The organism is Limisphaera sp. VF-2 (genome assembly GCF_049537125.1).
In the GTDB taxonomy this organism is placed as follows: Bacteria; Verrucomicrobiota; Verrucomicrobiia; order Limisphaerales; family Limisphaeraceae; genus Limisphaera.
Genome location: NZ_JBMVQY010000001.1, coordinates 931,837 through 954,004 on the forward strand (window position 1 = coordinate 931,837; position 22,168 = coordinate 954,004).

Consider the following 22,168-nt stretch of genomic DNA (forward strand, 5'->3'; position numbering starts at 1 on the left):
GGGACCGAACGCTGCGTAATCTCGGTCGACCGGAACGAGGACGAGCTTTCGCACAAGGGCGAAGCCAATGCTTCGCCTTTTGCTTTTCTGCCGCGGGCAAAGCGCCCGGCAGGCGACGGCCCGAGCCGCCCCGCCGTTGACACTCGGAGTTTCGCCCCGCATGTTGCCGTCCACAATGGTCGAGGAATCGACGGAGATTCTGGCCCACGAGCGGGTGACCGAGTCGTACTACCTGTTGACCCTCCGTGCGCCCGGCATCGCCCCGCGGGTGCAGCCCGGCCAGTTTGCGCATCTTCGGATCTGGTCGCGTCCTGACGCCCTCCTGCGCCGCCCGTTCAGCATCTATCAGGCCCGCGGAGACACGATTTCCATCCTCTACAAGGTGGTCGGCAAAGGGACCGCAGCCCTGGCACGCATGCAGCCGGGGGAACGACTGGATGCCCTGGGGCCGTTGGGACACGGCTTTGCATTGCCGAGCCCGGACGGGCCCGAACCCATTCTCGTGGCCGGGGGCTACGGCATGGCGGCTCTCTACCTGCTGGCGGAGCGGTCGCCGCGTCGCGGGATCGTTTTCGTTGGAGGTCGCCGACGCACCGACATCTTGTGCGAAGCGGAATTTCGCGCACTCGGCTGGGAGGTGCGTCCGGCCACCGAGGACGGTAGCTACGGCGTGCGCGGGCTGGTGACCGAACCCCTTCAGGTCGAGCTCCAACGGCATGCCGCCCACCGCAAGTTGTATGCCTGCGGGCCGACGCCCATGCTGCGCGCCGTGGCGCGGCTGGCCGAGGCCTTTGGCCTGCCGGCGGAACTTTCTCTAGACGAACACATGTGCTGTGGGATGGGGGTGTGCCTCACCTGCGTGGTGCCCGTGCGCACCGATGGCGGCTGGGAATACCAGCGGGCCTGCACGGAGGGCCCCGTGTTCGACGCGCGCCAGGTCCTTTGGGAGATCCCGGCATGAACCTGTCTGTTCAACTGGGGCCCCTCCGCCTGCAAAACCCGGTCACCGTCGCGTCCGGCACGTTCGGCTACGGGGTGGAGTATGCCCGTCTGTTGGACCTCAACCAGCTGGGGGCCGTCACGGTCAAGGGCATTTGTCTTCGCCCGGTGCGCGGCAACCCCACGCCGCGAACGGCAGAGGTAACCAGCGGCCTGCTCAATGCCATCGGCCTGCAGGGACCCGGGGTGGACGGGTTCATCCGTCAGTACTGGCCCTTTCTGCGCCAGCTCCGGGTGCCGACCATCATCAACATCTGGGGCACCACGATCGAGGAGTACGCCGAAGTGGCGCGCCGCTTCGACCAGCTCGAAGGAGTCGGAGCACTCGAACTCAACGTGTCCTGCCCCAACATCAAAGAGGGCGGCGCCCAGTTCGGGACGGACTGCCGATTATTGGCGCGCGTGGTGGCGGCCTGCCGCAAGGCCACGCGACTGCCGCTCATCACCAAGCTCAGCCCCAACGTCGTCAGCATCGTACCCTACGCGCGAGCGGCGGAGCAGGAGGGCAGCGATGCCCTCAGCATCATGAACAGCTATCCCGCCATGGCCATCGACATCGAAACCCGTCGGCCGCGGCTCGCCAACGGGGTGGGCGGCCTGACGGGGCCGTGTATCAAGCCGATTGCGATCAAACTCGTGTACGACGCGGCCCGGGCGGTGCGAATCCCGATCATCGGGATGGGCGGCATTCAAAGTGCCGAGGACGCGATCGAGTTTCTGCTGGCCGGTGCCACCGCCGTGGCGGTGGGCACGGCAAACTTCTACGCCCCGCGCACGGCCCTGGAAGTGATCGAGGGTCTTCAGCGTTACATGCAGCGGCACGGCCTCACCGATGTGCGGGATCTCATCGGCCGGGTGGACATGCCCGGGGCAGCGGGACCCGCGGCATCGGAAAACACCTGCACTCCCGCAGAGTCCCGGATGCAGCAATAAAACGCCGGGATCACGCGGCCCGGAGCAGGACGAACCCGCAACGCGATGTCCTTTCAGCTTCTGCGATCTTTATCCTGGCAACAAGCAGCGTGGTTCGCAGCGCCATCAGCATCTCTCCGAGAGGCGTGCCAATCTGTGGGAGGCGTGCCGCCTGAACTTCCGCGGCCGGAAAGGACTCGGTCCGACACCGGCACCGCGTGAAGACGTGGGTGGCCAGCCCTTGTGGCCAGCCGCAGGCTGGTGGTCAGTCGAATCCCGTTGACTTCGTGGGCCCCGCAGTTGCGGTCATGCGTGCCTCCGGCCCTTCTGGCGACAGGATGTCGAGTTCTTCGAGGACGGGTGCCAGGTTCCCGGGGCTGCGCCTTTCGCGTCCGGGCGCGTTCCCGTCTTTGGGTTCGGGCTTCGAGAATCTCAGGGAAATGTCGTTCTCCCCGGGCTCTTCGGTGTGGAGGACGCCCGAAATCGCGCCAAGCTTTTGTGGGGGCACCAAATAGGTGAAATGCGCCTTTCGAGTGCCCTGCTCCCAGCTTTCGGTTGACAGTTCGAACCCGGCTCATTAGAAAAGGCTCACCGGGCGCGGGGATGGTTCCGAGTTCGACCGCGCCCCGATCGGAAGCGCAACGCGATGGAAACGATCCCCGGCATCCGTCGTTCGGCTGCACCCGCACCGCTGCGGATGACGGAGGTTGTCCCGAACATCCTTACAACCTGACACCCGTCTCATGAACGCTACCACACCTCAACCGGCGACCTCGTTGCCGAACTACATCACCAGCGCCAGTCCGAATCCGCCCGAGAAACGGGCGCCGTGGTACAAGAACACCGCTCCCACGTATGCGGGGATTTTCCTTTGGTTCGTGTTCTGGGATCCGGTGACCAGTGGCGGGCAGGCCCTGGCGGCAGGTCTGGGCACCGCTCTGCTGGGCCTGCTTTTGGCGGCGCTGGCGTGCCACTATCTGTTCTACCTGGTGCCCGGTTTGTTCGGCATGCGCACCGGCCTGCCGTTGTACATCGTGGGCACGTCCACCTTCGGCGCCCAGGGCGGCTTCATCATGCCGGGATTCCTGATGGGGGTGCTGCAGTTCGGCTGGCTGGGCGTGAACGCGTTTTTCTCCTCCATGCTGCTTTACAACACCTTCGCCGGCACAACCCTTTCGCCCGACTCCACCTATCCGGTGCCCGGGCACGCGTTGTTGGTCGTGATCTGGGCGGCCCTGGCGGCGTTCATGGGTTTGAAAGGCATCCAGTACGTGGCCCGGGTGGCCACCTATCTGCCGCTGCTGCCGCTGGCAATCCTGCTGATCCTGTTCGCCAAAACGGTCAGCGGCGTGGGCCGGTTCGATCCGCAGACGGTGATCGCTTCGCAGAAGATTGCGCAACCCCTGAGTGCCGCCGGGGTGATTGCGTTGATGCTGACCTATGTCGTGGGGTTCTTTGCCACCGCGGGCGCCGCGGGCGTGGACTTCGGCCTCAACAACCGGGATAAGAAGGACGTCCAGATGGGCGGCCTGGTGGGCATTGGGCTGGCCATTCTCCTGACGGCAGGATTGAGCCTGATGATTGTCGCCGGCGCCTACGGGCAGGCGGGGGCCAATCCGCCCTCGGCCGTGACGGCCACGGGACTGATGGAATCGATCATGGGACCGAACACGGCCAAGATCTTTTGGCTCTTGCTGGCCCTGGCGGCCTTCCCGCCGGCCTGTTTCTCCTCGTTCATCGCCGCCAACAGTTTCAAGACCACGCTGCCGAAGGTGAATCCGTTCGTTTCGGTGGGCATTGGCACCGTGGTGAGCATTGTGCTGGCTCTGTTCGGCTGGGCGGGCAAAGTGGTGCCCGTGTTCACGATCATCGGGGCCTCGTTTGGACCCATTTGCGGGGCGATGGTGGCCGATTACCTGCTCAACCATGGACGGTGGACGGGGCCACGCGCGGGCTTTAACCCCGCCGGGTGGCTGGCGTGGGCCCTGGGGTTCGTCGTGGGCATCCTGCCCAACTTCGGCGTGGCCATACCGGCGGCGCCCGTTTTGGCGTTCATCGTGGGCCTGGTGGTCTATTTCGCGGCTGCCAAGACCGGCTTGCAAACGCCGGTGGTCCCGGTGAGCGGACCGCTGGCCGAGGCGACCAAGTAAGCGGGCGACAGATTCTAAGGCCGGCCGCCGCCGGGATTCTTGCGTTCCGGCGGCGGCATTTTCAAGAGGCATGCTCTCCCGCACTCGGGAGCGACCCCGCCCGCGCCGGGCCCGCCGGCCGCGCCCGGTAGTGCAGGATGCGGAACGCCTCGGTCGCAAGGATCTCGCCCACCAGCTCGAACTGGTCCTCGAACGGCGGGAAGAATGCATCTCCCGGCACGTCGCGCAGCACCAGCGTCAGATAGAGATCGGAACACATCGCCAGCGCCTGCCGGTACACCTCCGCCCCGCCACAAATAAACACGCGACGTCCCACCGTCCAGGCAAGGACCTCGTCCCAACCGCGGGCCACGCGCACGCCCGGCCAACCGACGGCCTGACGGCTCAGGACAATGGTGTCGCGCCCCGGCAGGGGCCGTCCGATCGATTCAAAGGTGCGCCGTCCCATCACCAGCACGTGGCCGAGCGTGGTTTGCCGAAACCATCGGAAATCCTCGGGCAAATGCCAGGGCAGTCGGTTGCCCATGCCGATGACACGATTCTGCGCCATGGCGGCAATGGCCGTGAACGGTCGATCCCCTGCAGGGGGTGCCGGCACCATCGTGGCCGGAGATGCGACGGTCAACACTGGCTGGGTCGTTCCTTCCGCCATTGGAGCAGCGCCTCCGTCAATCGTTCGTAATCCGGCCACGCGTTGTAGAGGTGCGCCGAGATGCGCAAGACGCGGTGCGGCGGCCGCGGCCAGGGAAAGACGGGCACCTCGATCCGATACCGTTGCCAGAGCCAGTCCCGCAGCGGGTCCAGGCCGTGATGGATGGCGCGGACTTCGTCGGGCGTGCTTTTGGGCAGTGGCAACGCGGCCATCGCCGCAAGCATGGCATCCGGCACAGGCAATTCCAGATCCAGTTGTTCACAGAGGAAACGGCGCGCCCGGAGCGCCAGCGCGCGATTCCGCACCTGCAGGGCCGGCCACCCTCCCGGAACCAGGGTCGCCAGGGTTTGCACGGCTTCCGGCACGCACAGCCACGGACTCGGATCCATGGTGCCCATCCAGCCAAACTCGAGCAGGAACCGACTGCGATCGGTGCGGGGGCTGTTGGCGCCGTGACTGATGATCAACGGACGAACCCGGTGCTGAACATCGGGCCGGACGTACAGCATTCCGGCTCCTTTGGGCGCGCACAGCCACTTGTGACAATTGCCCGCGTACCCGAATGCGCCCAGCCGTTCCAGCGCCAGGGGCACCAGGCCGGGACCGTGCGCACCGTCCACGATGACCTCGACGCCGCGCTCGCCCAGGGTGCGCACCAGATCCTCCACCGGCAGCACCAATCCGGTGGGACTGGTCACGTGATCGAGCAAAGCCAGGCGCGTCCGCGGCCCGATGCCCTGCTGCACCCGCTCCAAAACCTCCGCAGGCCCGGACAAGGGAAACGGGAGGGAGACCACCCGCACGCGTGCCCCTCGTTCCGCAGCCACCTGATCCAGGGCATTGCGACAGGCATTGTATTCGTGATCGGTCACCAGCACCTCGTCGCCCTCGGCCAGCGGAAACGCGCGCAGCAGGATGTTGACGCCCTCCGTCGCATTGCGGACGAAGACAAGGTTCTCGGGTCGAGCGCCCACGAAGTCGGCCAGGGCGGCGCGTGCGGCGTCCCACAAACGTTCGAACTCCTCCACGAAGAATCGCACAGGCTGTCGTTCGCATTGTTCCTGGAGGGCCCGTTGCCGGGCCAGGACCGGCCGGGGACAACTGCCGAAGGCGCCGTGGTTCAGGAAGGTGATCCCCGGTTCCAGCGCCCAGAAGTCCGGACCGCCGAAGCGCCGGGTCAGCTCCGCCTCGGAAAGGATTCCGGAAGCGCCCGTTGTCGGAGAGAAGGGGGGTAATTCCATGGATCTTTCCGGACGACCCCTACACGGCCACGGGTGCCTTGATGGCCGGCCAGGGATCGTAACCGATCAACTCGATGTCCTCGTATCGAAAATCCTCCAGTCGACGCACGGCGGGGTTGAGCCGGACGGTCGGCAGGGGCCGGGGGGTGCGGCTGAGCTGGAGACGCGCCTGCTCCACGTGATTGGCGTACAGGTGCAGGTCGCCGAAGGTGTGAATGAACTCTCCGGGCTGCAGGTCACAGATCTGGGCCACCATCAGGGTCAGGAGACTGTAGCTGGCGATATTGAAGGGCACGCCCAGGAAGATGTCCGCGCTGCGCTGGTAGAGCTGGCAGCTCAAGCGGCCGTCCAGCACGTAGAACTGGAACAGGGTGTGACAGGGCGGCAGGGCCATCTGGTCCAGCTCCCCGGGATTCCATGCCGTGACGATCAGACGGCGGCTGTCGGGGTTGCGCCGGATTTCCTCCACCACCCGGGCCAGCTGATCGATGGAACGGCCATCGGCGGTGCGCCAGTCCCGCCACTGGGCGCCGTAGATGCGCCCCAGATCGCCGTCTGGTCCGGCCCATTCGTCCCAGATCGTGACCCCGTGCTGTTGAAGCCACCGGACGTTCGTATCGCCGCGCAGGAACCACAGGAGTTCGTACACCACCGATTTGAAATGGATTTTCTTCGTGGTCACCAGGGGGAAGCCATCGTCCAGGCGGAAACGGATCTGGGCACCGAAGACGGAATACGTTCCGGTGCCGGTGCGGTCGGCCTTGTAGCGGCCGTGCTCCAGGACATACTGCAACAAATCGAGGTACTGCTTCATGGGCTTGCCTCGCCGTTCTTTTCGTTCGTGGCGAGTGTGGTAGCAGAACGGCCGGTCGCCGGCCAATCGAAACCCGCGGGCCATCGGCCTGCGACAATCCGGCTCCGCGATCAGGCCGGAGGGAATCCCAACAAAGGTCGGAGGAACCGTCCGGTGTGGCTCCGGGGACAGGCGGCGATCACCTCGGGCGGGCCCTCGGCCACCAACTGGCCCCCGCCGGCGCCGCCCTCCGGACCGAGATCGATCACCCAATCGGCCGCCTTGATTACGTCGAGGTTGTGCTCGATGACAATGAGCGTGTTGCCCGCGTCCCGCAGCTTGAACAGCACCTCCAGCAGCTTGGCCACATCGTGGAAGTGAAGACCGGTGGTCGGCTCATCCAGAATGTAAAGCGTCCGGCCGCTCGAGCGTCGGGCCAATTCCGCCGCCAGCTTGACCCGCTGGGCTTCTCCCCCACTGAGGGTGGTGGCCGGTTGCCCGAGGCACAAATAACCAAGGCCGACCTGGGCCAGGGTGAGACAGGCCTCGTGAATCGAAGGGACCGCGCGGAAAAACGTCACGGCCTCGTCCACGGTCATGGCCAAAACATCGGCGATGTTGCGGCCCTTGTATGTGATCTCGAGGGTTTCACGGTTGTACCGTTTGCCGCCGCAGGCCTCACAAGTGACGTACACCGGGGGCAGAAAATGCATTTCGATGGCCAGCACACCGTCGCCCTGACACTTTTCGCAACGGCCGCCCTTGACGTTGAAACTGAAGCGTCCCGGGCCGTATCCGCGCACCCGGGCGGCGGGCAGACGGGCAAACAATTCCCGGATCTCGTTGAAGATTCCGGTGTAGGTGGCGGGGTTGCTCCGCGGGGTTCGGCCGATGGGCGCCTGGTCGATCACGATGACCTTCTCGAGCCGTTCGTAGCCGCGGATCTCGCGGTGGGCCCCGGGCGGGTCCTTGGCCCCGTAGAACCGGCGCATCAGCGCCCGCCGCAGGACGTCGTCCACCAACGTGCTTTTGCCCGAGCCACTCACCCCGGTCACACAGGTCAACGTGCCCAGGGGAAACCGCACATCGAGGTTCTTGAGGTTGTTCTCCCGGGCCCCCAGCACCTCCAGCCAGCCGCGTTCCGCACTCGGCGCCACCCGCTGTTTCGGCACCGGAATGCTCAGCTCGCCCCGCAGATACTTGGCCGTCAGCGACCTCGGATGGGCCAGCACTTCTGCCAGCGTCCCCGCGGCGACCACCTGTCCGCCGTGCACCCCTGCCCCGGGCCCCATGTCGATGATATAGTCCGCACGTCGGATGGTCTCGGCGTCGTGCTCCACCACGATCACCGAGTTGCCCAGATCCCGGAGCCGTTCGAGCGTGCGCAACAGTTTCTCGTTGTCCCGCGGATGCAGTCCGATGCTCGGCTCGTCCAGGATGTAAAGGACGCCGACCAGACCGGCCCCGATCTGGGTGGCCAGCCGGATCCGCTGGGCTTCCCCACCGCTGAGGGTGCCGCTCTCGCGGTCCAGCGTGAGATACCCCAGGCCCACGTTCTTCAAAAATTCCAGACGCGACCGAATCTCCCGCACCACCTCGCCGGCGATCTTCCACTGGAATTCGCTCAACTGGAGGTTTGCCAGGAACGCATCGGCGTCCTCCACCGTCAAAGCGCAGAAGTCCATGATCGAGAGTCCCGGGATCTCGGGCCTGCCCGGCCCCAACCGGGTGCGTCGGTCGGGCCGCCCGTCCGTGAGGGTCACCGCCAACACCTCGGGTTTGAGTCGCTTGCCCTGACAGGCATCGCAGAAACGCGGACTCATGTAGGCCTTGAGACGATTGCGGGTGAATTCACTTTCCGTCTCGGCGTAGAGCCGTTCCAGGTTCGGGATCACCCCTTCGAAGGGCCGCCGTACCACCTGCGGCGTGCCGGCCCGCCAGAATCGGAACTCGATTTCCTCCGAGCCCGAGCCGTGCATCAACACGCGCTTGAAGTGCTCCGGCAGCTCCTTGTACGGGGTCTCCAGGCTTTGGCCGTAGTGGGCTGCCACCCCGCGCAAAAGGGCCTTGTAATAGGTGATCATGCGCTTGCCCCCGCGGCGCCATGGCTGAATGGCCCCGGCTTCCAGGGACTTGTCAGGATCCGGCACCACCAGACCCTCATCGAAGACCATCTTCTGCCCCAAACCATGGCAGACGGGGCAGGCCCCCGCAGGGGCATTGAACGAAAAATGCTTGGGAGTCAGGGGTTCATAGCTCTTGCCCGTGGCCGGTGAAAAGCGCCGGTTCGAATGCAGCGTTTCGATCCACGAATCCTGGCTCCGCCCTGCGCCGGTGCCGCTGCCGGCGGGACGATCCTGGGCTCCGGGCAACTGGTGCAGGGTCCGCATCTGTCCATCGCCCCATCGCAGGGCGGTTTCCACCGAATCCTGCAACCGCACCCGCACCCGCTCGTCCACCACCAACCGGTCCACGACCACCTCGATGGTATGGGTTTGACGCGGATCCAGCCGGATCCGGTGCTGGGGATCCCCCAGCTCCACCATTTGTCCATCGACCCGCGCGCGGACGAAGCCCTCACGGGCCAGTCGCTCCAGCACGTCGCGGAACTCGCCCTTTTGCTGCGTGACCACCGGTGCCAGCAGCTGCAGTCGGGTCCCCCGCGGCAGTGCCAGCAGTCGGTCCACAATGTCGCTGGTCGTCTGGGTCACGATCGGCCCCCCTGTTTCCGGACAGTGGGGCTGGCCCACGTGGGCGTACAGCAGGCGGAGGTAATCGTAGATCTCCGTGGTGGTGGCGATGATGGAACGGGGATTGCCACCGGAACTGCGCTGTTCGATGGCGATGGCCGGCGAGAGCCCCTCGATGTAGTCCACGTCCGGCTTTTGCAACTGGCCGAGGAATTGCCGCGCGTAGGTGGAGAGACTCTCCACGTACTTGCGCTGGCCTTCGGCATACAGCGTATCGAAGGCCAGCGATGACTTGCCGCTGCCGCTCAGCCCCGTGATCACCACCAGTCGGTCGCGCGGAATCTCCAGGGTCAGATTCTTCAAGTTGTGCTCCCGCGCGCCGCCGATTCGTATGAAGCGTTCTGCCATGGCCTGCCCGTTTTTGTGATGGCCGGAACTTCGAAGCCTAAAAATCCACCCTCCCGCGCGCAAGGCCGGGAAGATGGCGGCCGGGCATGTCGGCCGGATTTCAAATTCGGAAGACCTTCGAAGGCTTCGCGGAATATCAACCATGCTGAATGTGGGAAAACGGAGGGAAAGGGGCGCTTCCCGGAAACCCTTGAATCCCGGGCGCAGACAGTGAAATGTGCCTCACCTGCGCCCATCTCCCCCGGGGCGGGGGGGCAGTTTATGCGGAGGAGCGACCCGGCGGCTGCGAGCGAGCCGCACACGGGCCTGAGCCGAACGTGACTTGCAAAACCCCCGTTCCCTGTCCAAACTGCCCGCACGCCCGAATGACTGCCTCGACAGGTCACAATTGCGTGATCGAAACCGAGGGCCTGACCCGGATCTTTGGCTCGGTCTGCGCCGTGGACAATCTCAATCTCCGGGTGGAGCAAGGTCGGTTCTTCGGTTTCCTGGGCCCCAATGGCGCTGGCAAGTCCACCACGCTCAAGATGCTCACCGGCATGTTGGCCCCCAGCCGCGGGCGCATCCGACTCTTCGGCGCGGACACGAGCGACCCGGAATGTGCCCGTCAATTGCGCCGCCGCATTGGCGTGGTGCCCGAAAACCTGGCGCTCTTCGATTACCTCACCGCCCGCGAATACCTCCTGTTCATCGGCCGGATGTACGACCTGCCCCTGCCCGTGGTGGCCCAACGGACCGAGGAACTCCTGGCGCTCATGGGGCTGGCCAAGGAGGACAACAAGCTGACCCTGGACTTCTCCCACGGGATGAAGAAGAAGCTCGCACTCGCGGCCGCCCTCCTGCCCGGGCCCGACCTGCTCTTTCTGGATGAGCCCTTCGAGGGGGTGGATCCCGTCTCGTCCCGTCTGCTCAAAGACATTTTGCAACAATGCGTGGCGCGAGGGGCGACGGTGTTCCTGACGTCGCATGTGCTGGAAATTGTGGAGCGGCTCTGCACCGACGTGGCGATCATTCACCAGGGCCGGCTCGTCTTCCAGGGCACCATGGAGGAAATTCGACAGACCGGCTCACTGGAGGACCATTTCCTCGCCACCGTGGGTCGCGAGCATCTTCAGGCCCAACGACTCACCTGGCTGGAAGAGACATGAGCCGCGAACAATGGAAGGCGGTTCTCTGGTTGCGCTGGCGCCTCCTGTGGCGACGCCTTTACCGCGAGGGCCCACTGGCGCAGTTCCTCCACCTGTTCGGGACGGCCATGGTCCTGGTGGGCGGTCTCTTCTTCGCCGTCTGCGGCCTGGCCGTGGGCTGGCTCGTGCTTCCGCACGTCACCTCCACGGCACTCATGCTGGTCTGGGACCTCGTTTCCTTCTTCTTCACTTTCTATCTGGTGCTGGGGGTTTTGTTGGAGGTGCAAAAATCGGAGCCCTTCGATCTGAGCCGGTTTTTGTATCTTCCCCTCCGGGTGTGGGATGTCTTCCTGCTGAATTTCCTGGCCACGTTGGTATCGCCCGTTGCTCTCGTGTTCACCTCGGGATTGATCGGGCTGGCTCTGGGTTTGTGTCTGGCGCATGGCCCCCGCATGGCCCCGTTCCTGCTTCTGACGGTTGCTTACATTGTGCTGGTGCAGGCGTGGTTGTTTGCCCTGCGGGGGTGGCTCGCCCGACTGATGATGCGCGATGGGCGCCGGCGCCGGGCCGTGCTGGCGTACGCAGGGTTGAGCCTCCTGCTGGTCAGTCAACTGCCCAACCTCTGGGTCCTTGGTGGTCGGGTGGCAGAAAACGCATCCTCTCGGTCGGCAGCATCCGTGGATGCGGAGGGCTCGCCCCAACCCCACCCTGGGGGGCAAAGCCAACGGATGCGGGAGCAGGGCGATTCGCTGTTCTTGAACGAGTCGGCCGCTCGAGCGCTCGTCCCGTTGCATCGCTGGATTCCCCTGCTGTGGCCCGGCTACGGGGCACAGGCGGCCGCACGCAACGAGTTTGGGCCGGTGGCGGTGTTGCTGGTGGCGACGGCAGGGTTGGCGGGCTTGGGCCTGCGTTGGAGCTGGCGCTCGACTCTGCGAGCCTACCTGGCCGAGGAGCCGGTACGAGCTTCGCTGGGTCGATTCCGTTCCCGGACTTCGGGAGGTCCACAGCGTCGCACCTGGTTGGAGCGGCCGTTGCCGTGGCTCCCGGGTCCGGTGGCTGCCGTGGCGCTTGCCCAACTGCGTTCTTTGACCCGCGCCCCCGAGGTCCGGGCGAACACCATCACCCATCAGCTGCTCCTGCTCGGCCTGGTGGTCCTCGGCCTGTTCCGCGGCCGGTTCTCGCCGGATCCGGAACTCCAGCCATTCTTGTGTGCGGGTCTTGTGGCGTGGTTTTTGTTCGGGACCGTGCTTCTCTTGTCCAACCAGTTCGGCCTGGACCGCGACGGGTTTCGCGCACTGATGCTGTGTCCGGCGCCCCGTCCTGCAGTCCTGTTGGGGAAAAACCTGGGCTTTTTCGGCCTCCTGTTCCCGTTTGCGCTCGCCGTCCTGGCGCTGGTGAGCTGGCTCTTGCGCTTTCCGCCGGTCGTCGGGGCGGCGGGGGTCGCGTTGTTTGCTGCCGGGTTTCTGTTGCTGTGTGTGGTGGGCAACCTGGCATCGATTTTGGCTCCGTACCATGTGAGCCCGGGGACATTGCTCCCCTCCCGTCCGCCCGTGGTGAGCCGGTGGCTCTCGTTGTTTCTGCAACTGGTGGTGACCCCCGTGGCGTTGGGGGTTCTGTTTTTGCCGCCGTTAACGGCCACCGCGTGGCGTCGGATGGGTTGGCCCGCCGAAGATGCGGTGCTTCTTCTGGCGTCTCTGGTGTTGACCGGATTGGCAGCCGGCCTGTACGCGATCCTGCTGCCGGCCCTCGGGCGGATGTTGCACGCTCGCCAAGAGCGGATTTTGGAGGCCGTCACCACTCGCGCCGAATGAGTCGGGGTCGAACGAGGCACTCGGCTCGTGCTGCGTCGCGCAAGCGACGGCGGCATGCTTCAGCTTTCTTTTTTTCTTCGCAAAGACATGGCTTTCCGCGGGCAAACGGATTCCCCACCCTCAGAATCCCCGCGCCCACCCACCGCCGCGCAGGCCCCGGCTTGCATCCGGACCCCGGTTAGCCAGTTTGTCTCCTCGACCGATCCCACGGCCCCTCCTTGACCGCGGATTGACGAAAGCCTCAACCTCGGGTTCCGTCTCGGAACAACCGCATGAAAGCCTGGCAGTTGGTAGAGCATGGTCGGCCCGGACAGTTTTTGTGGCAGGAGTTGCCCGACCCTCAACCCGGTTCGGACGAGGTGGTGGTGCGCGTGCACGCCTGCGGGCTCAATCATTTGGATCTTTGGCTGGAACAGGGGGCCTTGCCGGTGTCGGTGTCCCTGCCCCGGGTCCCGGGGGCCGAGGTCAGTGGCGTGATCGAGTCCGTGGGGGCGAACGTCCGGGACTGGCACCCCGGGCAACGGGTGGCCATCCAATCCAACCTGTTTTGTGGTGAGTGCGAGTTCTGTCGGGCAGGAGAGGAATCAACCTGTCTGCGAGGCCGGCTGCTGGGGGTGGATGTGGATGGCGGTCTGGCCGAGCGGGTGCGCGTTCCGGCCCGGGCGCTGGTGCCGCTGCCGGAGCGGCTGTCCTGCCGGGATGCGGCCGCCCTGACCCTTGCGGCCAGCACGGCCATGCACATGCTGACTCACCGGATTACAGTGCAACCCGGCCAATGGGTGCTGGTGATGGCCGCCGCCAGTGGGGTGGGATCGGCCGCCATTCAAATCGCGCGCGAGCTCGGCGCGCGCGTCATCACCACCGGCTCCACGGCCGCCAAACGGGAGCTGGGACTGCGGTTGGGAGCGGAACTGGCCGTGGACCCGGCGGAGCCCGACTGGCCGCGCACGGTGCGCAAACACACCGGCAACCGGGGCGTGGACGTGGTGGTCGAGCACCTCGGAGGGCCAATCCTGGAACAGGTGTTTCAATGCCTGGCCCGCAACGGCACGGTCGTCACTTGCGGAGCCACCCTGGGGCGGCAACCGACATTGGCCCTCTGGCCGTTTTTCGTGAAGCAGCACCGCCTGGTGGGCAGTTACGGCCGGAACCGTGCCTCGCTCTTGCGTACATTGGAGTGGGCGGCCGCCGGCCGGTTGCGACCGGTCGTGGACTCGGTGTTCGCCCTGTCCAGGGCCCTGGAGGGGTTGGACCGGCTGCGGAACCGGCGCGCCCTGGGCAAAATCTTGATCTGTCCCGAGTCCCCCCTGGCAGATGGCGGGTGACCCCTCAGTTCAGCCAGAAGCTGAAGTACAGGTACATCCCGCCCACCGCCAAAAGAATGATGGTCGCCATGGCGATGTTGCCGGCGTCCCAACTCTTGCGGATTTCGTCGGCCGCTTCCTTGTGGATGGAGCCATAGGTCAGGCCCCGGATTTTCTCTTCAGGTGGCGGCGGGGTCAGCAGGGAGGCCACCACCATGACGATGGCGGCAATGGCGAACAGGATGCCGGTGGCGTAGAGGAAGTTCAGCTCGCCGATCCAGACCAGCCAGGCCGGTTCCTGGAAGGTCTTGCCCTCGCCGAAGAAGACCTGGACGGTCAGTTTGAACATGCCCAGGATGAATCCCGTCGCCAGAGCCCAGGTGGCCCCGGCACTGTTCAAGCGCTTCCAGAACAAACCGAGGAAAAACACCGCCGTAATGGGCGGGGCCAGATACCCCTGCACGCTTTGCAAGTACTGGTAGAGGCCTCCCCCGGACACCTTGGCCATCACCGGAATCCAAATGATCCCCAGGACCACCACCGTGGCCGTGGCAATCCGGCCGACGGTCAACAGGTGCTGTTCCGACTGGCCGGGCCGAATCTTCTCGTAAATGTCCACCGTGAAGAGCGAGGCGCTCGAATTGAAGAGGGAGGCCAGCGAACTCATCAGGGCCGCCAACAGGCAGGCCACGATCAAGCCGCGAATCCCCGGCGGCAACAGCATCTTCACCAGGGAGGGGAAGACCTGATCCCCATCGATCGGTGCGACGATCTCGCCCCCCACGATCTTCGGCGGCAGCTGGATAATGCCCTTCTGATGCAGGGCCCAGCCGATCATCCCCGGAATCAGGAAGATCAGCACCGGCCAGACCTTCAGCAGACCGCCGAACAAAGCACCCCGTCGGGCCGTGGGCAAATCCCGCGCCGACAAAACGCGTTGCACGATGTACTGGTCCGTGCACCAGTACCACAATCCGATGATGGGGGAGGCGATCACGACGCCCAGCCACGGAAAGTCCGGGTCGCTCAGCGGACGCCACAGCGCAAAGTTGGCCGCGTTGGTCTTGCAGGTGGCCACCAACTCACCCCAGCCGCCCAGCTTGTGCAGGCCGATGGCGGTGATGATGAAGGAGCCGAGCAAGATGACCACCGCCTGGGGCGTGGCGGTGTGCAAAATGGCCCGAATGCCGCCAAACACCGTGTAAATGCCCGTGATGATCACCGTGGTGAACGCGCCCACCCAGAAGGCGTTCTGGGGACTGCCAAACGTGTCCGGCAACAGCGCCTGAAACACGATCGCTCCCGCATACACCGTCACGCTGACCTTCGTAAACACGTAGGCCACCAGGGACACACACGAAAGGATCCAGCGCGTCCGGGCACTGAAGCGCTTCTCCAAAAACTCCGGGATCGTGGCGACGCCGGATTTGTAGTAGAAGGGCACGAACAATCCCGCCAGCACGATCAAGCACCAGGCGTGCAACTCCCAGTGCGCCATCGCCATCCCCGTGGAAGCCCCCTGCCCGGCCAGCCCGACGATGTGTTCCGATCCGATGTTGGATGTGAAGATGGAAGCACCGATGACGACCCAACCGGCATTGCGTCCGGCCAGGAAGTAGTCAACCGTGTCACGCTGATGTCGACCGTACCACCACGCCAGCCAGCCGATCAGCACGAAGTACAGCGCGATGACAATCCAATCCAGCCAGTGCATAGGAGGTGCTCCGGTTGCAGGGTTTTATGGCCGGGATGATCAGCGCCCCGAAGGGGCCCCGGTGTCTGCCAGATGAGTCTGTGGAGAAGCGCTCCGCCCCCGGCCCGCAGGCGCAAGAACCACGTGCCCCGCTCCGCGCGGAACAGGCCAAGACTCGGTCGGAAGGCGATTTCTAAGCTTTCCACAGTAATGACCGCCCCAGTTCATCCACTCCCCGGCAGTCTGTCAATCCCGAATCCCGCGCGTCTTCCGCGGCGCCCGGATCCCCACGCCCGACCCGACGCCACAAGCTCGGGCTTCGACGCCTGAACCGGGGCCGCCCGACCTCCTTTGCCTGCCTCTCATGCGCTTCCGCGCTGTTCCACCGTGGGACCGCTCGGGCCGGTTTTCGTTCCCTCGCTGCTCCCCCATGCGCAGGAGCGTGGTGCATGGCGCAGGAGCGGAACTCTTGCCGGCCACTTCGGCTCCGAAGCCGGGTAGCACCGCGGCGGCGCCGAACCACCAGGAAAAAACGCATGCGCGGCCGGTCCGAACGTCCAGCCGCGCACGCAGAACTCACGGCCTTCGGGGCACCCCGAACGGAGCCCTGCGCTCAGGGCGCCACCAACCGGTAGAACCGCGTACCTTCGGGCACCGTGCTGAATTGCCGACGATCACCCTGTTGGCTGATCCCCTGCGTGACGTCTGTCCAAGCGGAGGGATCCAGCGTGGGGCTGCTTTGCAGCCGCCAAGGGCCGTCGGGCCAGGAGAGAAGCACCTGGTCTCCCTGGCGACGGATGTCCAGCGAAACCGGTTGAGGCAGCGCGGGCACCGGCACAAAGAGGAGGTAATTGAGGTACACTTTCCGGTTGTCCTGACCCGGCGTGCCCCTCATGGTCAGGCGCAGGGTTTCCCGCCCCCCGAGGGCCACCCTCGCCGGGCGATCGCCGTCCATCAACGGCACGTACGTGTAGTGGATGTGCATGAGGTTGTTGGGAATCGAGAACCGGCCCAACGGGACGACGGTTTGGTCCGGCTGGGTGGGATCGCTGGTTACGCGGCCCAGCTCGGCCTCGGTGGCGCCGAAACTGCCCACCCGCAAATAGACCAGGTAGTTCGTGGAAACGAAGGTTCGCGTGTAATTGAGCCATTCGCCCGGTTCGGTTCGCGCCACCACGTACTCCTGCAATCCCACCGCCGCATATTTGGAGCGGATCAGCTCGGGCGGCAAGGGGTCGCGGATGGCTCGCGTCAGGTCGCTGATGTCCTGATTGCCCGTGGAAGTGCCCACCGCATCCCAGAAGCGGTAATCGTTCCATCCTCCCTCGGGCGACGTGCGGTTGTCGAAATAATCCACGCCGGGCGTGCCGACCAGGTCCAGGTACCCCACTCCATCCCCGTTGACCTTGGATCCGTCGGATTTCCATCCGGACAACGGGATGGGCTCGGTCTGGGCCTGGCCGCTGTCGTAGTTGTAGTCCTCACACTCGACTGTTTTGAACGGCGGTGTCTCCAGAATCGTCTCGCTGAAAGTGTCGAACCAGAAGGTGTTGGTGGACCTTCGGGTGCCGGACACATCCTGCAACTCGATCCGCGCAGCGTAGACCTGGTTGGGCTGAAGCGTGCCGGGGGCAGTGGCAAAGGTCAGCGTGGGCCCGTTGGCGGGCAAGGGTTGCAGGGCGGCCGATACATCCTGCCCGTTCAGGTAGAGCCGGGTCGCCGCGGCATTGATGGCGTTGTCCGAGAGCGTGGACGCGGTAAACCGGATCCCCTGCGATGCCGGGTGGAAGTTGGTGAACCGATTGGTCGGGTTGCGGCTGATGACCTGGGGCGTGCCGGGCACCGGATGCGCCAGGGCCGGTTCCGGGGCCGTGTTGGGATCCGAGGGCCCACAGTAGAAATTGTCCCAGGTGGCATCCACCGTGCCGACCGTGCCCTGTCGGCTGAACCCCAGGAAACCGCATGCGCCCGAGGAGAACGAATAATCTTCGGCCTCCAACACCACCAGCGGCCGGGTCAAATCGTGATGATCATAGGCCTTGGCCACATATCGACCCGCCCGACCGCTGAAAGTGATCCGATACGATCGGCCCGGCTCGAACGTGACCTCGGCCACGGCCAGCGTACGCGTGGCGAAGCCCGCGTTCACCACGTTGATCTGGAATTGTCCCTGGCGACGGTCGGTCGGATTTTCTCCATACTGCGAAGCGTCATAGTTGCAGATGACACCTTGTGCCGTGGCGGGGTTGAGATTGGGCGGGATGGTGCCCGTGTTGGCGTCGGTCAGATGCCCAAACACCACCATGGCCTGGTTCTTATCCGTACCCGGCCAGTCCACCAGGTCCACGGCCACGAAGAACTCGGTGTACTCGTTGGTGCGATACCACATCCCTACGGCCGGCGCCGTGTTCGGGACGGGATTGGCCTGCAGTCGCAGAGCCTTCCCCTGACCCGATGCGGGAAAGGTGGTGGTCACCAGCGCCGGGTTCAGGGCGGACAGCCGCCAACCGGCAGCCACCATGTCGGAAACCGTGCCATAAGAGTCGAAGTTGTCCTGAATCACGGGCTGCCCCTGGAGCGGCGCGATGCCCCACCATACCAACCCCAGGCAACCCAGGGTGAAACCGATAAGCCGGCTCCGGCCCCGGAGGTTGTTCGCGGAGGATGCGCCCGTTGGACGGCAAGGAGGGATGGTTTTCATAGCATGGAGTTCGAAGGACTGGGTTCATTCAGGCTTGTCGAGGGGGGTTGTAGGCCCTTCCGGGTGCGGCGTCAAGCCTTGAACAGGCCCAACCTGGTGGGAGTGAGACCTGCCGAATCGCCCGAACGTTCCCATAACAAGCGGCGCACGCAGCGACCAATGACGACGATTCTGCCTCCCGCGCAGGTGGTTGAAAAACGGTAGCTCGAGGAAACGCCGCTTCCAGACCGACAGGCTGCGCAGGGACTTCCATGAACTCCGGCTCTTTTTCAACGCCCTGCAAAGCAATGGGCGGACATCTGTCGCGGGCTGGGACACCCGCCTCGGATCTCCGGGCTGTCTCAATGGACGCCGGTGGAAAGCTGACAACCACCGCATCAACGCCCGCAATGCCAACGCTGGCGGATGGATTGCGTGCTCCGGTGCCCCGGGTCAAAAGAAGGAATATTGGGGCGGCGCTACTCCCGTGGCGGGCCGACAGCTCGAGCATCGACACGATGCGAGGGGGAACGGGACGGCCGGGACCTGGGGCGGGGACGAACGGGGCCAGAGCCTGCACTGGAGCACCAACACGGTCAATCGGCTCAACCAGTACACCAGTCGGACGGTGCCGCCGTACCTTGCCGGTGTCCGGGGAGGCGGCCACGAATGCGACGGTGACGTTCTGGTGGGGCACCAACGAATGGGCACCGGCGGTGCGGCAGGGGCGGTACTGGTACGGGGAGGCGCAGGTGAACAATCGGACCGGCGGGGTGTGGGTGGTGGTGACGAACCTGGGGGTGGTGCGGGGCAATCCGGGCCGGGTACAGTCGGAGGTGCGCCAGGACTTTGAAGCGTAGAGGTCCTGAACTCTGCATCCGGCCGCGTTTCAAATTGAACCCGGGATTCGTGTATCGGAGGAAATGCCGGTGTCCCTCAGCCTCCCGCGCCGGTGACGCCCGGCATTCCGCCGCGCTTTCGGGATTTTCGGAAAACCCGAAATGCGCCGCCTTGGTCCATGGCGGGTAACGCGAAACTTGTTCCGCTGGGGCCCCGGATGTACAGTTGGGATGCTGAGAACCGGCTGCTGCGGGGGATGATCTGTGGGGCGAGCGATCGGGCCGGTTGGCGTCGGGTGGACTGTACGTACGATGCATTGGGCCGGCGCACGAGGCAAACAAGCTATGTATTGAGCAACGGGGTCTGGGTGGTGACGGAAGACCTGAAATTCGTGAGCGATCCAATGCTGTTCGGCCGGCACATTGTGGAGCTGAACGCGACGAACAACGCGCTGGTGCGCAGCTACGTGTGGGGTTTGGATCTGAGCGGGACGATGGACGGTGCCGGTGGCGTGGGCAGTCTGCTCTGGGCTCGAATGACCAGCGGTCCTGCCTCGGGGACGCATTTTGTGACCTACGATGGCAACGGGAACGTGTGGCAGTTGGTGTCCGCCAGCACCGGCACGGAGGCGACGCGGTACGAATACGCGCCCATTGGCGAACCGATTCGTGTCACTGGGCCGATGTCCAAAGAGCATCCCTTCCGTTTCTCCACCAGGCGCACGTGTAAAACGACCCATCCGGTCCTTTATGAATACCGCGCCTGCAGCCCGGGTCTCGGCCGGTGGGTGAGCCCCGCTCCACGCTACGAGGGTGGGGGAAGCCATCTTTTCAGATTCCCCGCCAATGACCTCTTGGATTACGTTGACACTGACGGTCGCTTCACTGCAACCACATGTCCATTGTGTGGTCAGTGGTACCGAAAGTGCTATACTGCCACACCGCACCAGGATCCGCCTACTTTATCCACAGGGAAGAGTTGCAAGGGACTTTCGGCGGTAGAGAGTGCGATAGCTTTGGCGAATCGTGCAATCCAGAAAGGGGAATGTGCGAAATGGTTTCGGGACCATGGATCCCATGGTGAGGAGTATCCGGTGCGGTGCCATGGGAAATGCACATTGGTATGTCTTTTTGGCGGCTTGGCGTGGACCTATCCGGGTTTTGGGATTGGCCTATGTCCTGCGAACCTTACCGGTTATCGATCCGCCGGCATAGCTGCGCTTCTCATCCACGAGTTAGCTAATCATTGCTGTTGGATCGTGGGAGGGGAGAATTGTGCGAACGAGACCATGGGTGGTAGTGAATCGGTCCTACTGGAGCAGTAAAGAAGCACATGGATATTAAGCGTACGAACAATCAAGGTTGTCAGGTAACACGGACAGAGCATTCACATTCCATAACAATGCAGAGTCTGCGTGTGCGGCTTCCACGACAGCAGGCGCGAGAGACGTTACTCGTAACAGTTGTTATCCAACTATTGATCATTGCGGGATTGAGCTTCGGTGAGTATCCAGAGGGGCGCTTCTCTCCTATTGGCGGCTTAATAGCTTGTTACATCGCCGTCGATATTGGGGTGCATGTCATTGGGAGTGCGACCGGTATCTTGTCTAGGCTTTGGGCGCGCGTTTTTGTATACCTGTTGCCGCTGGTGGTATGTATTGCCTATGGGTCATTACTGCGTATTCTTACCGCCCATTAGTTTCCTCCGTGTATAACGCATGTTCATGGCCAATGGCGCAATGCGAAGAGGGGGTTCCTGACTGAGACTACCAACAACACATCGCTCATGTATAACTGGAACAACCAGTTCTAATATATAGCGGTTCTTTCTGAGAACCAATGATTCTTTCTCATAAGCACATGGCTGGATTGATCGGCGCCAACAACTCGCTCGTGTCCACCTACGCCTGGGGCTTGGACCTAAATGCCACAATTGGCGGTACAGGCGGTGTTGGTGGATGGCTGTGGGTGCAGCTGGCCTGCGGTCCGCCTCCGGGGACGCATTTTGTGACCTGCGACGGCAACGGCAACGCAGGGCAATTGTTTTCCGCCAGCACCGGCACCGAGACCGGCCGCTCCGAATACGGTCCGTTTGGCGAGCCGATTCGGCTCACTGGCCCGATGGCCAGAGAAAACCTCTTCCGTTTCTCAACCAAGCGGACGCACGACACAATCGACCTGGTCCTGTACGAATACCGCGTTTACTCGCCCAGCACGGGGGTGGTGGCCAAACAGAGACCCCATTTATGAACCGGGCTTCCAGCTTTTCACGCGCCGGGTTCAGCCCTTCAACTTGCAGGAAGAAAACAACCTCTACCGCTTTGCACTTAACGATCCGGTCAACAAGTACGACCCGGATGGCAGAGTAGTTCCAGCCGCCCCCGTCGTCATCATCATTGCAGGGTCAGTCGCTATCGAATTTGGCGTCAGGATTTATTCTGTTTGTGCGTTTAAGCGAGGTCAGGAGGCTTACATTCGGACGCCAACGGCGATCCTCGCGCACTTCAGTGCTGTAATCACTGCCACTATCGAAACGTATTGCAATGGGCCTGGCACAGTTCGATTGCATCTCTGGAAGGACCAAAACGGCGATTGCCACGACGAGCTTGTTGTCATCTGCACTGGCAAGAAGGGCGGCGCATGAAAAACCAACCACCCGAGAGCAATTGGAAACGCTTTTTTGGTTTGCGACCAGCTATTGCCGTTGAAGCGTTTATCATTGTGCTCGTGGTCTGTTTGCTTCTGTTCGGAAAGTTCGGAACGTGGTTGCTGAACGCGGTGAAGAATCTGGTTGGTCAATAAGCAAATCGCCTCGGCTGTCCCCCTAAGTGGTGTGAAAGAATTTAGCACCGCTCAGGCCGCGGTGAGC

Annotated in this window: 17 protein-coding genes; 11 read left to right on the plus strand and 6 right to left on the minus strand. The window is 63.9% G+C overall.

Annotated elements, in window-relative coordinates; translation table 11 throughout:
* The first annotated feature begins 160 nt into the window (after positions 1-160).
* From ACPDIT_RS03340 to ACPDIT_RS03350, 3 genes are all read left to right on the plus strand, one after another.
* Positions 161-961, plus strand: coding sequence for a dihydroorotate dehydrogenase electron transfer subunit (locus ACPDIT_RS03340; RefSeq protein WP_423441533.1), 801 nt, complete (start codon positions 161-163; stop codon positions 959-961).
* Positions 958-1,932: a dihydroorotate dehydrogenase gene (locus tag ACPDIT_RS03345; protein ID WP_423441535.1), complete on the plus strand. Its 975-nt coding sequence runs from the start codon at positions 958-960 to the stop codon at positions 1,930-1,932. The genes ACPDIT_RS03340 and ACPDIT_RS03345 overlap by 4 nt, the downstream gene beginning before the upstream one ends.
* A 722-nt stretch (positions 1,933-2,654) precedes the next feature.
* On the plus strand, positions 2,655-4,061 hold the full coding sequence (locus ACPDIT_RS03350; protein ID WP_423441536.1) for a cytosine permease: 1,407 nt from the start codon (positions 2,655-2,657) through the stop codon (positions 4,059-4,061).
* Between the two features lie 61 nt (positions 4,062-4,122).
* Here the strand turns inward: ACPDIT_RS03350 and ACPDIT_RS03355 are convergent, their stop codons facing one another.
* The 4 genes from ACPDIT_RS03355 to uvrA all read right to left on the minus strand — a co-directional run bounded on the left by ACPDIT_RS03355 (position 4,123) and on the right by uvrA (position 9,845).
* Positions 4,123-4,713 (minus strand): dihydrofolate reductase, encoded by a 591-nt coding sequence (locus ACPDIT_RS03355; protein ID WP_423441538.1) that lies wholly within the window; start codon positions 4,711-4,713, stop codon positions 4,123-4,125.
* Complete coding sequence (locus tag ACPDIT_RS03360; protein WP_423441540.1) at positions 4,683-5,954, minus strand: aminotransferase class V-fold PLP-dependent enzyme; 1,272 nt, start codon at positions 5,952-5,954, stop codon at positions 4,683-4,685. Before ACPDIT_RS03360 ends, ACPDIT_RS03355 begins: the two co-directional genes overlap by 31 nt.
* A 19-nt stretch (positions 5,955-5,973) precedes the next feature.
* Positions 5,974-6,768: a thymidylate synthase gene (locus ACPDIT_RS03365; protein WP_423441542.1), complete on the minus strand. Its 795-nt coding sequence runs from the start codon at positions 6,766-6,768 to the stop codon at positions 5,974-5,976.
* 110 nt (positions 6,769-6,878) lie between these two features.
* Complete coding sequence (gene uvrA / locus ACPDIT_RS03370) at positions 6,879-9,845, minus strand: excinuclease ABC subunit UvrA (protein ID WP_423441544.1); 2,967 nt, start codon at positions 9,843-9,845, stop codon at positions 6,879-6,881.
* A gap of 365 nt (positions 9,846-10,210) precedes the next feature.
* Here uvrA and ACPDIT_RS03375 point away from each other — a divergent pair, with 365 nt between their 5' ends.
* The 3 genes from ACPDIT_RS03375 (at position 10,211) to ACPDIT_RS03385 (ending at position 14,108) form a co-directional block, all read left to right on the plus strand.
* The gene (locus ACPDIT_RS03375; protein WP_423441546.1) at positions 10,211-10,993 is read left to right on the plus strand and encodes an ABC transporter ATP-binding protein; all 783 of its coding nucleotides are present in this window, start codon (positions 10,211-10,213) and stop codon (positions 10,991-10,993) included.
* Positions 10,990-12,783 (plus strand): hypothetical protein, encoded by a 1,794-nt coding sequence (locus tag ACPDIT_RS03380; protein WP_423441548.1) that lies wholly within the window; start codon positions 10,990-10,992, stop codon positions 12,781-12,783. The genes ACPDIT_RS03375 and ACPDIT_RS03380 overlap by 4 nt, the downstream gene beginning before the upstream one ends.
* A 272-nt stretch (positions 12,784-13,055) precedes the next feature.
* Positions 13,056-14,108, plus strand: a complete 1,053-nt coding sequence (locus ACPDIT_RS03385; RefSeq protein WP_423441550.1) for an alcohol dehydrogenase catalytic domain-containing protein — start codon at positions 13,056-13,058, stop codon at positions 14,106-14,108.
* A 4-nt stretch (positions 14,109-14,112) separates the two neighbouring features.
* On the opposite strand, the gene ACPDIT_RS03390 is transcribed toward ACPDIT_RS03385, so the two are convergent.
* Both ACPDIT_RS03390 and ACPDIT_RS03395 read right to left on the minus strand, forming a co-directional pair.
* Positions 14,113-15,801 carry a sodium:solute symporter gene (locus tag ACPDIT_RS03390; protein ID WP_423441552.1) on the minus strand — a complete coding sequence of 563 codons (1,689 nt, stop codon included), beginning with the start codon at positions 15,799-15,801 and terminating at the stop codon, positions 14,113-14,115.
* A 592-nt stretch (positions 15,802-16,393) separates the two neighbouring features.
* Positions 16,394-18,481 (minus strand): hypothetical protein, encoded by a 2,088-nt coding sequence (locus ACPDIT_RS03395; RefSeq protein ID WP_423441554.1) that lies wholly within the window; start codon positions 18,479-18,481, stop codon positions 16,394-16,396.
* 656 nt (positions 18,482-19,137) lie between these two features.
* Here ACPDIT_RS03395 and ACPDIT_RS03400 point away from each other — a divergent pair.
* From ACPDIT_RS03400 to ACPDIT_RS03420, 5 genes are all read left to right on the plus strand, one after another.
* The gene (locus ACPDIT_RS03400; RefSeq protein ID WP_423441556.1) at positions 19,138-19,320 is read left to right on the plus strand and encodes a hypothetical protein; all 183 of its coding nucleotides are present in this window, start codon (positions 19,138-19,140) and stop codon (positions 19,318-19,320) included.
* 158 nt (positions 19,321-19,478) lie between these two features.
* Positions 19,479-20,624 (plus strand): RHS repeat domain-containing protein, encoded by a 1,146-nt coding sequence (locus tag ACPDIT_RS03405; protein WP_423441558.1) that lies wholly within the window; start codon positions 19,479-19,481, stop codon positions 20,622-20,624.
* 535 nt (positions 20,625-21,159) lie between these two features.
* A complete protein-coding gene (locus ACPDIT_RS03410; RefSeq protein WP_423441560.1) occupies positions 21,160-21,549 on the plus strand; it encodes a hypothetical protein in 390 nt (129 codons plus the stop codon).
* Between the two features lie 43 nt (positions 21,550-21,592).
* Positions 21,593-21,943, plus strand: coding sequence for a hypothetical protein (locus tag ACPDIT_RS03415; protein ID WP_423441561.1), 351 nt, complete (start codon positions 21,593-21,595; stop codon positions 21,941-21,943).
* On the plus strand, positions 21,940-22,101 hold the full coding sequence (locus ACPDIT_RS03420; protein ID WP_423441563.1) for a hypothetical protein: 162 nt from the start codon (positions 21,940-21,942) through the stop codon (positions 22,099-22,101). Before ACPDIT_RS03415 ends, ACPDIT_RS03420 begins: the two co-directional genes overlap by 4 nt.
* The last annotated feature ends 67 nt before the right edge of the window (positions 22,102-22,168 follow it).

Coding starts and splice junctions, on each gene's coding strand:
- ACPDIT_RS03345 (WP_423441535.1), top strand. CDS start 958: ATGAACCTGTCTGTTCAACTGGGGCCCCTCCGCCTGCAAAACCCGGTC.
- ACPDIT_RS03410 (WP_423441560.1), top strand. CDS start 21,160: ATGGCTGGATTGATCGGCGCCAACAACTCGCTCGTGTCCACCTACGCC.
- uvrA (WP_423441544.1), bottom strand. CDS start 9,845: ATGGCAGAACGCTTCATACGAATCGGCGGCGCGCGGGAGCACAACTTG.
- ACPDIT_RS03380 (WP_423441548.1), top strand. CDS start 10,990: ATGAGCCGCGAACAATGGAAGGCGGTTCTCTGGTTGCGCTGGCGCCTC.
- ACPDIT_RS03375 (WP_423441546.1), top strand. CDS start 10,211: ATGACTGCCTCGACAGGTCACAATTGCGTGATCGAAACCGAGGGCCTG.
- ACPDIT_RS03360 (WP_423441540.1), bottom strand. CDS start 5,954: ATGGAATTACCCCCCTTCTCTCCGACAACGGGCGCTTCCGGAATCCTT.
- ACPDIT_RS03385 (WP_423441550.1), top strand. CDS start 13,056: ATGAAAGCCTGGCAGTTGGTAGAGCATGGTCGGCCCGGACAGTTTTTG.
- ACPDIT_RS03340 (WP_423441533.1), top strand. CDS start 161: ATGTTGCCGTCCACAATGGTCGAGGAATCGACGGAGATTCTGGCCCAC.
- ACPDIT_RS03390 (WP_423441552.1), bottom strand. CDS start 15,801: ATGCACTGGCTGGATTGGATTGTCATCGCGCTGTACTTCGTGCTGATC.
- ACPDIT_RS03355 (WP_423441538.1), bottom strand. CDS start 4,713: ATGGCGGAAGGAACGACCCAGCCAGTGTTGACCGTCGCATCTCCGGCC.
- ACPDIT_RS03405 (WP_423441558.1), top strand. CDS start 19,479: ATGGCGGGTAACGCGAAACTTGTTCCGCTGGGGCCCCGGATGTACAGT.
- ACPDIT_RS03350 (WP_423441536.1), top strand. CDS start 2,655: ATGAACGCTACCACACCTCAACCGGCGACCTCGTTGCCGAACTACATC.
- ACPDIT_RS03395 (WP_423441554.1), bottom strand. CDS start 18,481: ATGAAAACCATCCCTCCTTGCCGTCCAACGGGCGCATCCTCCGCGAAC.
- ACPDIT_RS03365 (WP_423441542.1), bottom strand. CDS start 6,768: ATGAAGCAGTACCTCGATTTGTTGCAGTATGTCCTGGAGCACGGCCGC.
- ACPDIT_RS03420 (WP_423441563.1), top strand. CDS start 21,940: ATGAAAAACCAACCACCCGAGAGCAATTGGAAACGCTTTTTTGGTTTG.